Raw genomic sequence first — 12589 nt, forward strand, 5'->3', positions numbered from 1 at the left:
GCTGACCTAGAATACAGTGCAACCCGCCGACGCTCGAGAGGCCTTCGCCTGATATGCTGGACTTCAGTTCGCTCCTGCTCGCGGCCGCGCTGTCGGGCATCTGCCTCAGCGTCACCATGTTTGCGATCTGGTTCACCGCGCCCAAGGCAGGCTTCGTCCTGACGGTGGCGTGCGGCATTCTGGTGCTCGTCGCGCATGTGATCCTGTTCTGGCGATACACCAAGGATCCCGATCCGCTGCTCTGTCAGATCGTGCTTGCGCTGCTCAGCCTGGGGTTCCTGATCCTCTGCGTGTCGGCCATGCAATATCTGGGCGTGCCCGGCCACAGACGCGCCATTGCACCGGCGCTTGCCGCCATGGCTATCTGTGCCGCCGTGACCTTTCTGGGCCTTGATGGCGTCGGCTTCATCATCACCTACACCACGGTGACGGCGCTGCTGTCGGCGATCGGCGCCATGTTCTGGATCAACGGCAGTCACGATCGCCGGATCCTGCTGGTGGTTTCATTTCTGAGCGGCACCTGCGCTGTGTCGTTTGCGCTTTGTGGCGTGGTTCTGCTGACCAAGGGGCAATGGACGCTCGCGGTCGCGCCCGACAACTGGGCCGAACGACTGAATTCCGTCGTGGCGGTGGCTTGCATGACCGGGCTCGGCGCATTGACGCTCTCCCTCCACCATCTGCAGGCGCAGATCGAGCTGAAGGCCGAGACCATGACCGACCCGCTGACGGGGTTGATGAACCGGCGGGCGTTGACGTCGCTCTACGGCGAGCGGAGTTTCGGTCCGTTCATGTCCGTCGTCATGTTCGACCTCGACCACTTCAAGCGGACGAACGATGTCTATGGCCATCCGGTCGGGGACCAGGTCTTGTGCCGCTTCGCCGCGGTCATCAAGAAATATGCCAGGACCGGCGTCGACGCTTTTCGCCTGGGCGGCGAGGAATTCGCCGTCGTCATGTCGCGAATGACGGAAGAGAAGGCCCATGATCTCGCCAGCAAGATCTGTGTGGCCTTCGGCACCGAGATCGTCGCCACCCAACTCGGCAAGTTGCGCAGCACGGTCAGCGGCGGCATCGGCTTTGGCGAGGCAAGCGGCAGCAGCCTCGATGAGGTGCTGACCGAGGCCGATGCGGCGCTCTATGCCGCCAAGCGCGCCGGGCGAAACTGCGTCATCAGCCGTAAAAGGACAGGCAAGGCCGAACCTATCAAGCCGGCCTTGCGCTCCGCGTAATTATTCCGCCGCACCCAGATAGTCCGACAGTGGCGGGCAGGAGCAGACCAGGTTGCGGTCGCCGGCGACATTGTCGATGCGTGACACCGGTGGCCAGTATTTGGCTGCCGTGTCGGCGTCGCCGGCGGGATAGGCCGCCTCCAGGCGCGAGTAGGGATGCGTCCACTGGCCGGCCAGCACCTCGGCGGCGGTGTGCGGCGCGTTGACCAGCGGATTGTCGGCCAAAGGCCATTCGCCCCTGGCGACTTTCGCTGCCTCGCCTGCGATGGCGATCATCGCCTCGCAGAAGCGGTCGAGTTCCCGCTTGGGCTCGGATTCGGTCGGCTCCACCATCAGCGTGCCGGCGACCGGGAAGGACATGGTCGGCGCGTGGAAGCCGTAGTCGATCAGCCGTTTGGCGACATCGTCGACACTGATGCCGGCGCTGTCCTTGAGCACGCGGGTGTCGAGGATGCATTCATGCGCGATGCGATCGTGCCTGCCCTTGTAGAGAAGCGGGAAATGCGGCGCGAGCCGTGTCGCCACGTAGTTGGCCGAGATGATGGCGGTCTCCGTCGCCTGCTTCAGTCCGGCGGCGCCCATCATGCGGATATACATCCAGGTGATCGGCAGGATCGAGGCACTGCCGAATGGTGCGGCCGACACGGCGTGCGCCGAACCTTCGGTGACATGTCCCGGCAGATAGGGCTGCAGATGCGCCTTTACGCCGATCGGGCCGATGCCCGGGCCACCGCCGCCATGCGGAATGCAGAAGGTCTTGTGCAGGTTCATATGACAGACATCGGCGCCGATATCGGCGGGCCGCGCCAAGGCGACCAGCGCGTTGAGATTGGCGCCATCGAAATAGACCTGGCCGCCATGCTCGTGGATAAGGGCGCAGAGGTGGCGCGCACCTTCCTCGTAGACGCCATGCGTCGAGGGGTAGGTGAACATCAGTGCCGCAAGATTCTTGGAATGCTCGTTGGCCTTGGCTCTCATGTCGTCCATGTCGATATTGCCGTCCTCCAGGCAGCGCACAACGACAACGCTCATCCCGGCCATCGCAGCACTTGCCGGATTGGTGCCATGAGCGGAGGAGGGGATCAGGCAGACGGTGCGATGACCTTCGCCGCGCGAGCGATGATAGGCGCGGATTGCAAGCAGGCCGGCATACTCGCCCTGGCTGCCGGCATTGGGCTGCAGGCTGACGGCGTCGAAGCCGGTGATCTCCGACAGCCATCCTTCCAGTTCGCCGATCATGGCGCGATAGCCGGCCGAATGGCTTGCCGGCGCGAAGGGATGCAAATTGGCGATTTCAGGCCAGCTTACCGGCATCATTTCCGCCGCCGCGTTGAGCTTCATGGTGCAGGATCCCAGCGGGATCATGCTGCGGTCGAGCGCCAGATCCTTGTCGGCCAGCCGGCGCAGCAAGCGCATCATGTCGGTTTCCGACTTGTTCTCATGGAACACAGGCTGGGTCAGGAACTCCTTGCCGCGCGGCTTGCCAGGCACGGTGCTGTCGGCCGACGGAGAGGCCTTGGCGCCGAACAGGGCGGCGATCGCATCGAGATCGGCATCGGTCGAGGTCTCATCGAAGCTGATGCCGACATGGTCGGCATCGATGACGCGCAGCAGCCGGCCGGTCTTTTCAGCCGCAGTGGCGATCTGCGCCGCCTTGCCCTTGGTCTCCACCGTCACCGTGTCGAAACGGCTGGCGCCGATCACCGACACGCCTGCCGCTTCGAGGCCGCTTGCCAGACGATTGGCCAGCGTGTGGATGCGCCCGGCAATCGCCTGCAGCCCGGCGGGGCCGTGCCAGATCGCATAAGCCGTCGCCATGTTGGCAAGCAGCGCCTGTGCGGTGCAGATGTTGGAGGTCGCCTTGTCGCGGCGGATATGCTGTTCGCGTGTCTGTAAGGCAAGCCGGTAGCCGGGCCGGCCTTTGCTATCGGTGGATTGGCCGACCAGGCGGCCAGGCATCAGCCGCGTCAACTTGTCGGAGACGGCGCAATAGGCGGCGTGCGGCCCGCCAAAGCCCATCGGCACGCCAAAACGCTGCATCGGGCCGACGGCAATGTCGGCGCCAAGCTTGGCCGGCGCATCGGTCAGCGCCAGGCCGAGCGGATCGGCAATGAAGACGACGATGGCGCCGGTCGCACGCGCCTTGTCGATCGCCGCCTTGTGGTCGCCATAGACGCCAAACGTATCCGGCCAGGAGACGAGCAAAGCAGCGGTGTTGTCGTCGATCGTCTCGCCGTCGATCTCGATGCCGAGCGGCTCGGCGCGGGTACGCACGACGTCCAGTGTCTGCGGGTGTGGCGTGCCGGCAAGTGCGATCTTGGTGCGCTTGTCGCGGTGGTGGCGCAAGGCGATGCCTATGGCTTCGGCGACCGCGGTTGCTTCATCCAGCAGCGAGGCCGACGCCACCGGCAGACCGGTCAATTCCGTGACCAGCGTCTGGAAGTTGAACAGCATCTCCAGCCGGCCCTGGCTGATCTCGGCCTGATAGGGCGTGTAGGCCGTGTACCAGGCCGGGTTCTCGAACAAGTTGCGCTGGATGACCGGCGGCACATGCACGCCGTGATAGCCGGCACCGATAAAGCTCTTCAGCACCGTATTCTTGGCCATGGTCGCCGACAATTCGGCCAGCGCTTCCGCTTCGCTGGCCGGTGCGGGCAGGGTCAGCGGCAAGTCGAGGCGGATCGACTGCGGCACGGCCTGGCTGATCAGCGTCTCGATGGACGGAACGCCGATCACGGCAAGCATGGCTCTGACATCGTTGACGCTCGGGCCGATGTGGCGGGCCGAGAAGGGAGTGAGTGCTGCGGTCATGTCAATCCGTCCTGATATCAGCCGATATGGGCTTTGTAGGCGGCCTCATCCATGAGGCCCGCAAGCTGGCTTTCGTCGGCAAGCTTCATCTTCCACAGCCAGCCGGCGCCGGTTGCCGCCGAGTTGACCAGTGACGGGTCCGACGACAGCGTGCTGTTGGCTTCGGTGATCTCGCCATCGACTGGCGCATAGACATCGGATGCCGCCTTGACGGATTCGACCACGACGGCGGTGTCGCCCTTGGTCAATTTCTTTCCGGTTTCCGGCAGTTCGACGAAGACGAGGTCGCCGAGCTGCTCCTGCGCGTAATCAGTGATGCCGACCGTGGCGATGCCGCCCTCGACGCGGAGCCACTCGTGATCTGATGTGAAATAGGTCGTTGCCATGGAAATCATCCTTTGCGGTAGCGATGCGGTGTGAAGGGCAGGGAGCTGATATCGACTGGGATTTTCGTGCCGCGCACATCGGCGAAAACCCGTATTCCGGGCTTTGCCAGAGGTGTCGAGACATAGCCCATGGCGACCGGATGGCCGGCCGAGGGGCCGAAACCGCCCGATGTGACCTGGCCGGCCGGATTGCCGTCGGCGTCGAAGAGCGCGGCACCGCCACGCACCGGCTGGCGACCTTCCGGCTTAAGCCCGACCCGCTTTTGCGCGGGGCCTCGTTCCACGGCGGCGCGGAGCGCATCGGCGCCGATGAAAGCGCCGGAAGCGCGGATGTCCTTTGGAATTGCCCACATCAACGCGGCGCTGGCCGGATCGGTCTCCGGCGTGATGTCCTGGCCATGCAGGCACAGCCCTGCCTCCAGCCGCAGACTGTCGCGGGCGGCCAGGCCGATCCACAGCACGCGTTCATCGCCGAGCAGCTTCGCGACGAGGTCGCGCGCATCGGCTTCCGACAGGCCGATCTCGAAACCGTCCTCGCCGGTATAGCCCGACCGGCTCATGAACCAGTTCTTGCGCAGTTCGACACCATGCATGAACAGCAGCGAGCCGGTCTCGATGCCGGCGCGCGAAAGGGCGGCCCAGGCTTCAGGACCCTGGATGGCCAGGAAGACGCGGTCGAGCGGCTCGACCCTGGCGTCGAAATCCGCGGCAAGTGCACGCAAATGCTTTTCGTCGGCGACGGCGTTGCCTGCGTTGGCGACCACCATGAACCTGCTATCGCCAAGTCTGGTGACGATCAGGTCGTCCAGAATGCCGCCTGCCTCGTTGAGGAAAAATGACAGTTTGGACTGTGAGATTTGGAGTGCGCCTGCATCCAAGGGGCAAGCGCGGTTGAGTAGCGCAACCGCCTCCGGCCCGCTGACTTCGAACAGCTTCATATGCGAGATGTCGAACAGGCCGGCCTGTTCGCGGGTGTGAAGATGTTCCTTCATGACGCCCGCCGGATAGGTCAGCGGCATCGACCAGCCGGCAAAAGCGCCAAAACGCGCACCGGCGGCCACATGGATGTCTTCGAGGGGTAGGTGTCTTGTATCGTCGCCCGTCATGTTGTCTCCAGAGTCGCACGCAATCGGCCGCGAATGGCGACCAGTCCGTGCCCCTCTGTCTGAAGCCTGAGAGACTCGCGCAGCCGGAGCTCTGTCAGCGGCGCTTACACCTTCGGCGCGGGGGCAAGCCCCGACTTTCCAGAGTGTCTTTCCCGTCTACGGTTCTTTTGCCTGAGAGATTTCGGGCGATTTCCCCTTCGGCGACAGCTCTCGCTGTTCTCTCCCGCAAACAGGTAGGACTCAGACCCTGAGTCCTCGACGCGCCATCCATAGCTCGCGCGCGACGGCTTGTCACCTGTCAGCGACATCTAAAGCGCGTGCATGTCGTTCTTCAAAACCGCGGCACGCTTTCAGGCGACATGCGTTGGCGACAAGTCTTCGCTAACCACGCCGTTTGCCGGTTTTTCAAGACACTGCTGATATGTTGGCGGGTATGACGCTTTGGGCCGGCGCTTTGCGACGGCGGACGGGAACGACAAATGGGCGAATTGATCATGAGCGCGCCGGTGGCCGGGCTGACCTCGAAAAGCCGCATCGCCGCGGAGGACGTGGCGATGTTGCGCCATGAAGTGTTCGGCGACGGCGTCGTGACGCGCGGCGAGGCCGAGGCGCTGTTCGCGCTCGATGCCACGGCGAAGGACAAATGCCAGGAATGGCCGCCTTTCTTCGTCGAGGCGGTCACCGACTATATCGTCCACCAGGAAAAGCCATCGGGCTATATCTCGCAGGACAATGCCGACTGGCTGATCCGCACCATCTCGCGCGATGGTATGGTCGACAGCCGGACCGAGCTCGAATTGCTGGTGCACGTGCTGGAACAGGCGAAATCGTCGCCGAGCCAGCTTTGCGTCTATGCGCTGGAGCAGGTGGCGCATGCGGTCATTGACGGCAAGGGGCCGCTGATCCTCGGCGGCACGCTGGTTCCCGGCCTCATCGCACAGGCGGAGGTCGAGCTGCTGCGCCGGATCCTCCATGCCCATGGCGGCGACGGCAACATCGCCATCACGCGCGCCGAGGCCGAGGTGCTGTTCAAGATCAACGAGTGCACTGCTCAAGGGCACAACGATCCGTCCTGGAACGAGCTGTTCGTCAAGGCGATCGCCAATTTCGTCATGTGCTCGGCCGGCTACGAAGCACCGACGCGCGATGTGGCGCTGCGCCGCGATGCCTTCCTCGAACATGCCGATCCGGAAATCGGCGGCTTCTTCAGCCGCATGATCTCTGGCGGCCTTGCCGGCATCATGGAAGCCTATCGGTCTCCAGGCGACATCGAGGCCGAGTGGGAAGCCAAGAACAGGGCGGCCGAGGCCCTGGCCCGCCGCGCCGAGACGATCGATGCCGGCGAAGCCGGCTGGCTGATCGAACATATCGGCGTCGACAGGCCTCTTTACGAGAACGAACGCGCGCTGCTGACGCTGATCAAGCACGCCTCACCGGAAATCCATCCGGCGCTGAGGCCGCTGCTCGACAAGGTTGCCTGAGCGGTAGGGGGTTGCCTCGGTCAAAGCCGGGGTTGCCCGATTAGATCTGGTCGACGTCGATGTATATCCTTGCCAAGCCTTCCCTGACGGTCGACATGGCATCGGCGACGCTGATGGCGATGTGGTCGTGCATGAGCCTTGCGGCCCTGTCGGCATCGCGGGCTACCATGGCCCGGGCGATTTCGCTGTGTTCGGTGTAGGTCGTCGACAATCGCCGGTGCTTCTCCACTTCGATCGTGCGAACGAAATGGATGCGCGTGTTGATGCCTTCGAGCATGCGCGCCAGTTCGGGATTACCTGACAGCCTGGCGATGCGGATGTGAAATTCCTCGTCCCTGGCGGTCAGTTCGGCGCTGGAAAATGAGTCGGCGCGCGCCATGGTGAGCGTCCACCAGTCGACGAGCGCGGCAAGCTCCTCATCTGTCGCGCGCTGGATCGCCAGCCTGACGGAGCGCTCCTCGAGCACCGCCCGCACGTCGGAAAGATTGACGATCTCGTCTACATCGAAGCCCCGGCAAAAGAAGCCGCGATTGGTCTGGAAAGTGATGAGTTCTTCTGTGACCAACCGCTGGAGCGCCTCCCGGATCGGGCTGCGGCTGACATTCAGCCTAGCGGCAAGCGCCACTTCGTTGATGCGCTCGTTCGGCTTGAAGCGATAGTCCATCGCCATGCGACGGATTTCTTCATAGACACGCGGGCCGGTCTTGATCGGCTTGGATGGCAGGGCCGCGCTGTTGCCCTGGTTGGTTTGCCTGGTGGGTCGGAGCATGGCGTCGGTCAAGCCTTTGCGGCGCTTGGTTCGGCGAACCGCGCCCGTGTGGGAAGGATGTCATCGAGGGCGATTGGTGCCGCCCGGCCGGCGATCAGATCGGCGACGATGCGGGCCGATCCATGTGCCATGGTCCACCCGATATGACCGTGGCCGGTGTTCAGCCAGAGATTTTTGATGTTGCGCAGGCCGAGGATCGGCAGGTTGTCGGGCGTCATGGGCCTCAGGCAGGCCCGCATCTCGGCGCGATCATAGGCGATGCCGCGCGGGAACAGGTCCTGCGTGACGCGCTTCATGAAGGCGAAATCCGAAGGCTTGTGGCTGCGATCATAGCCTGCGAATTCCGCGGTGGCGGTCACGCGGATGCGATCGCCCATCGGCGTGATGGCGACGAGGTTGTGCTCATCGATGACAGGGAGTTTTGGAGCCAGCGCCCGATCGACGATGGGAATGGTCAGGGAATATCCCTTGACCGGGTAGATCGGCAGACCAAGGCCGATCTTGCGGGCGAGGACGGGGCTCTCGGCGCCGAGACACAGAACGTAGGTGTCGGCCAGAAACTCTCCCTTGTCGGTGACGACCTTGGTGATCGTTTCCTTTCTGCGTTCGATCCCCACGATCCTGGTCCCTGTCAGGATCTTGCCGCCCCTATTTTCGACGATGGCCGCCAGCGCGCGCGTGAACTTGGCGGCGTCGCCGGTTTCGTCGGTCGGACACAATACGCCGCCGGCAATGTTGTCGCGCGACGAAGCCAGCGCCGGCTCGCGGTCAACGATTTCCTGCGCGTCTACGATGCGGATCTCCTGGCCGTCGGCTTCCAGCAGGCGCATGTTGGCGACGCCCTTGTCGAGCGCCTGATGGCTGCGGTGGAAATAAAGAATGCCGTCCGACGTCCTGTCGTACGGGATCGCCTCTTCCCTGACGACCGCCTGCAGGACCGATTGGGAATGGACTGCAAGCCGGTGTTTGAGCAGAGTGTTGCGACGTGCTTTGGCGGCCGTGCATTGCATGAGGAAGCGCAGCGACCAGCTGTAGAGATGCGGGTCGGCGGAAAGTTTGAAGCGAAGCGCCTGGTCCTTCAGGAAAAGCGACTTCAGCAGGATTTTTGGCGCGGCTGGCGATGACCAGACGAAGGAATGGCCGGGCGCGATCATGCCGGCATTTGCCCAGCTCGCGCCCTCGGCCACCTGCGGTGCCTGCTCGAGAACGGTGACCGCGTGGCCGTCCTTTTGCAACTGATAGGCCGTGGTGATCCCGACAACGCCGCCGCCCAAGATCAATACGCGCATCGCTGTCCCGAATGGTTGTCGTTTCTATTGTCGACAATTCAATAGGAAGACGCTGGTCATTGTCAACGGCACGTGGGTCGACGATCGATTCACCGTTCAGACAGAGCGAAATTCCGGCATTTCTCGGTTGCCAAAATTCGAACGGAGCTCTTGACACGTTTGGCAAAGTTGTCGTTTCTATTGTCGACAATTCTGATTGGCATCAGGAAGGGGACTGTGCCATGGACGCCCCGCTTAGCCGCGCCGACGACACGCTTGTCCTCGACAAGGAACACATTCCCTTCACGACCGACGACGGCATCGGCACCCGCGCCAATCTCGGCCTGCTCGTCCTTCGGACCGACCAGACCATCGAGGATGAATTCCGCTATGCGCTGCCCGCGCGCGCCATCGCGCTGTACGAGGCGCGGCTCTACAGTGATGTCGAGATCACGCCTGAAAACCTGATGAAGATGTCGGCCGTGATTCCGGGAACTGTCGGGCTCTTGCCGGACGTCAAGTTCGATGTGATCGGTTTTGCCTGCACCTCGGGAGCGCTGGTTATCGGCGAGGACAAGGTCGCCGAACGCGTTCACGAGGTGCTGCCGGGCGTGCAAGTGACCAACCCGGTGACGGCGGCGCGGGCGGCGCTGAAGGCCCTGGGCGTTTCGCGGATCGCGTTGCTCACCCCTTATTTGGCGAAAATCAATCATTCCTTGCGGGCATCGCGGATGGCGCGGGGGATGGATATTCCGGTCATGGGCTCCTTCAACGAGGCGGACGACAATGTCGTTGCACGCATCACGCCGGCATCGGTCAAGCAGGCCATTTTGGAGATCGGCGCGTCGAGCGACTGTGAGGCGGTGTTTGTTTCCTGCACGAGCATGCGCGTTGCCCGCATCATCGAGGAGGTCGAGAAGGAACTGGGGAAACCGGTAACCTCGAGCAATCACGCCCTTGCCTGGCACATGCTGCGGCTCGGCGGCATTGGCGAGCAGATCGCCGGAAAGGGCGAACTGTTTCGCCGCTCGCTATAGGTTGGCCATCTTTGGGGCCGCAGCGTTTGCGGTGTGCGATTCAGATTCCGCCGTACCAGTCATAACCATTGTCTTCCCAATAGCCGCCGCGACCGCCGCCGACAGTGGCGAAGCCGTCGACCAGCTCGATCTTGTAGAGATATTTCGGCATCTTGTAGCCGAGTTGGCGCTCGACGCGAACCCGCAGCGGCGCGCCGTTCTCGACCGGCAGCGGCTTGCCGTTCAGGCCATAGGCGAGGATCGTCTGCGGGTGACGGGCATCGATCAGGTCGATGCTGCCGTAATATTTGATGTCGCCCGACAGGCTGCGGTCGATCGTGTCGAGGCAATGGAACATGACGTAGCGCGCCTGCGGTTTGACCACCGCCTGGTCCAGCACCAGCGACAGCGGCGTGCCGGTCCATTTGGCGATGCAACTCCAGCCTTCGACGCAGTCATGGCGCGTGATCTGGGTGCGGCTCGGCATATTCTGGAGTTGCTCGCGGCTGAGCGACAGCGGCTTCTCGACAAGGCCTGAAACCTCCAGTCGCCAGTCGGCGAAGTTGTTGGCGAGCAAGCCCTTGTAGACATCGTCATCGGGAGCCGTCACACCATTCGGCCGCTGCGGCTGGCGGATGTCGGCCTCGGTGAATTCCGGGGCCAGCGCGTCACTTCCGGCAAGCAGCCGCTGTGCGCGATAGGTCAGGCCATTGGCGTTTTCGAGGAAACTTCGCAGGCCGCTGCCGACACCTAGCTGACTGTCGAAGGCGTCGCAGCTCGACAGCATGATGCCGGAGCCGCCAAGGCTGGCACCGGTCAGGAATGTGCGGCGGCTGATCTGGAATTTTGCCATGTCAGGCACTCCTCTCGACGGGTTTGTCGTCCTGTGCGGGAGGATCGGTGCGATACCAGCCGGTGATGATCGACCGCAGTTCGTTGATCGGGCCGGCGGCCAGGATCATCAGGATATGGACGACGAAGAAGGCGACCAGCAGCACCATGACGGTGAAATGGATGGTGCGTGCCGTCTGCCGGCCACCGAGCAGATCGTTGAGGAACGGCAGCACCGAATTCATGCTCGGCGACATCGCCAGGCCGGTGATGATCATCAGCGGCAACAGCACGAACAGCACGCCGCCATAGGCCATCTTCTGCAGCGTGTTGTATTCGCGCGCGTGGTGGAATTTGAGCTTGGCGTGGTCGACGATGTCTTGCGGCAATCGTTTCAAATCGTCGAGGCGTGGCGCGAGATCGCGCCGCAGATGGCCGTTCACGGTGCTGGCGACAAACCAGACGATCAACGTCGTGGTGAGTATCCAGGCAAAGAAGAAATGGATGACGCGCGCGGTGCCGAGATCATAGTAGGACGGGATGGTCGCCCAGGACGGAAAGGCGCGGGACGTCTCCTGGCCGGCCGGACCCGACCAGCCGAGCACGCCAGTCGTGTCGAAGCGCTTGCCGAAGATTTCCGTGTAGCCGCGCGGACCCGCGTCGGAATTCTCAGCGCCGATGGCGAAGATGGTGTTGTTGTATTCGAAGCCCGATTCTTTGCCGATATAGAGCTGCGGACGGGCATTAAAGATCTGCAGGCCTGACAGCAGCATGAAGAACAAAGAGATAGCCCATAGCCAATGCGTCAGCCGCGTCCAGCGCGACTGCCGGTAAATCAGCGTTTTGTCGTTCGACGCAGAAGCGCCTCGATCGGCGGCGGATTGGCTTCTGGCAACGGATTCCATCGTGTTTCGTCTCCCGGCCTCGCGGCATGGCCTGCGCGTTCATTGTCCTCCTGATACGTCGCGATCCAAACCGATGTTTCATCCGATCACGGATTTATTACGGACCGCCCAAGCTGACGGCGAGATTGACGGCGGCGGCGACGATGACCGTGTTGAAGAAAAACGACAGGATCGAATGGACAAGCACGACACGACGCATATGCGTTGTCGAGATGTTGGTATCGGCGGTCTGTGCCGTCATGCCGATCACCGTCGAGAAGTACAGGAAGTCCCAGCCCTCCGGCCGTTTGTCGCCCGGAAACAGCAGTCCGCCGACAGGGATTTTCTTCCTGGTCTCGGCATCCACCGCATCGCCGTCCATCCAGTAGACATGGGCATAATGGAGCGCTGCCATGGCATGAATGGTGAACCAGCCGAGCGGGATCGACAGCAGCGCGAAGGTGAGCTCGACGGGATGGCTTCTGTCCTTCTGATTGATCAGCAGGAACAATGAGATAACGGCAACGCCGACGACGACAAGCGTCACAGCGAAGATGACCAGCACAGGCTGGTCCGTGGCACGCGCATTCCTGCTCAGATACCTGCCGGTGAACTTCGGCATCTGGGCGACGACGAGAATGACATAGGCGGCAAAGAACGCGTTGGCGCCGATCGAATAGGCAAGCGGGGCGTGCAGCAGCAACGCCACGAGAAGCGCAAAAACGCCAACGCAGGCCGACACAGCGAACAGCATGTGGCGCTGAATGGGTTTGTCTATCGGAGCTTCGGCGGCCATGGTGGTTCCAGC

Annotated in this window: 11 protein-coding genes and 1 riboswitch; of the genes, 3 read left to right on the top strand and 8 right to left on the bottom strand. The window is 62.8% G+C overall.

Translation table 11 applies throughout. The features are described from left to right. Positions 1-53 precede the first annotated feature (53 nt). Positions 54-1229 carry a GGDEF domain-containing protein gene (locus NKH95_RS06185; protein WP_352891189.1) on the top strand — a complete coding sequence of 392 codons (1176 nt, stop codon included), beginning with the start codon at positions 54-56 and terminating at the stop codon, positions 1227-1229. Here NKH95_RS06185 and gcvP read toward each other — a convergent pair whose 3' ends face one another. Genes gcvP through gcvT form a run of 3 tightly spaced genes read right to left on the bottom strand, consistent with a single transcriptional unit; the run spans position 1230 to position 5532 of the window. Beyond that, on the bottom strand, positions 1230-4040 hold the full coding sequence (gene gcvP, locus NKH95_RS06190) for an aminomethyl-transferring glycine dehydrogenase (protein ID WP_128303367.1): 2811 nt from the start codon (positions 4038-4040) through the stop codon (positions 1230-1232). It abuts the gene before it with no gap. A 17-nt stretch (positions 4041-4057) separates the two neighbouring features. After that, complete coding sequence (gcvH, locus tag NKH95_RS06195; protein ID WP_128303368.1) at positions 4058-4426, bottom strand: glycine cleavage system protein GcvH; 369 nt, start codon at positions 4424-4426, stop codon at positions 4058-4060. Between the two features lie 5 nt (positions 4427-4431). Continuing rightward, on the bottom strand, positions 4432-5532 hold the full coding sequence (gcvT, locus tag NKH95_RS06200) for a glycine cleavage system aminomethyltransferase GcvT (RefSeq protein WP_352891190.1): 1101 nt from the start codon (positions 5530-5532) through the stop codon (positions 4432-4434). A gap of 149 nt (positions 5533-5681) precedes the next feature. Next, a riboswitch (glycine riboswitch) is annotated at positions 5682-5768 on the bottom strand. Between the two features lie 243 nt (positions 5769-6011). Here gcvT and NKH95_RS06205 point away from each other — a divergent pair. After that, positions 6012-7013 (top strand): hypothetical protein, encoded by a 1002-nt coding sequence (locus tag NKH95_RS06205; RefSeq protein WP_352891191.1) that lies wholly within the window; start codon positions 6012-6014, stop codon positions 7011-7013. Between the two features lie 40 nt (positions 7014-7053). Here NKH95_RS06205 and NKH95_RS06210 read toward each other — a convergent pair whose 3' ends face one another. Together NKH95_RS06210 and NKH95_RS06215 are read right to left on the bottom strand one after the other, a co-directional pair. Then, positions 7054-7782 carry a GntR family transcriptional regulator gene (locus tag NKH95_RS06210; RefSeq protein WP_023810515.1) on the bottom strand — a complete coding sequence of 243 codons (729 nt, stop codon included), beginning with the start codon at positions 7780-7782 and terminating at the stop codon, positions 7054-7056. An 8-nt stretch (positions 7783-7790) separates the two neighbouring features. Then, positions 7791-9071 carry a D-amino acid dehydrogenase gene (locus tag NKH95_RS06215; RefSeq protein WP_352796835.1) on the bottom strand — a complete coding sequence of 427 codons (1281 nt, stop codon included), beginning with the start codon at positions 9069-9071 and terminating at the stop codon, positions 7791-7793. Between the two features lie 221 nt (positions 9072-9292). Between NKH95_RS06215 and NKH95_RS06220 the strand changes: the two genes are divergently transcribed. Next, positions 9293-10087, top strand: coding sequence for a maleate cis-trans isomerase family protein (locus NKH95_RS06220; RefSeq protein WP_352891192.1), 795 nt, complete (start codon positions 9293-9295; stop codon positions 10085-10087). Positions 10088-10127: 40 nt separating this feature from the next. On the opposite strand, the gene NKH95_RS06225 is transcribed toward NKH95_RS06220, so the two are convergent. The 3 genes from NKH95_RS06225 to NKH95_RS06235 form a co-directional block, all read right to left on the bottom strand. After that, positions 10128-10919 (bottom strand): molybdopterin-binding protein, encoded by a 792-nt coding sequence (locus tag NKH95_RS06225; RefSeq protein ID WP_352793559.1) that lies wholly within the window; start codon positions 10917-10919, stop codon positions 10128-10130. Between the two features lies 1 nt (position 10920). Beyond that, positions 10921-11802 (bottom strand): cytochrome b/b6 domain-containing protein, encoded by an 882-nt coding sequence (locus NKH95_RS06230; protein ID WP_352891193.1) that lies wholly within the window; start codon positions 11800-11802, stop codon positions 10921-10923. 97 nt (positions 11803-11899) lie between these two features. Then, a complete protein-coding gene (locus NKH95_RS06235; protein WP_127297197.1) occupies positions 11900-12577 on the bottom strand; it encodes a DUF1345 domain-containing protein in 678 nt (225 codons plus the stop codon). Positions 12578-12589: the final 12 nt, after the last annotated feature.

This window comes from Mesorhizobium sp. M0848 (assembly GCF_040319805.1).
GTDB lineage: Bacteria > Pseudomonadota > Alphaproteobacteria > Rhizobiales > Rhizobiaceae > Mesorhizobium.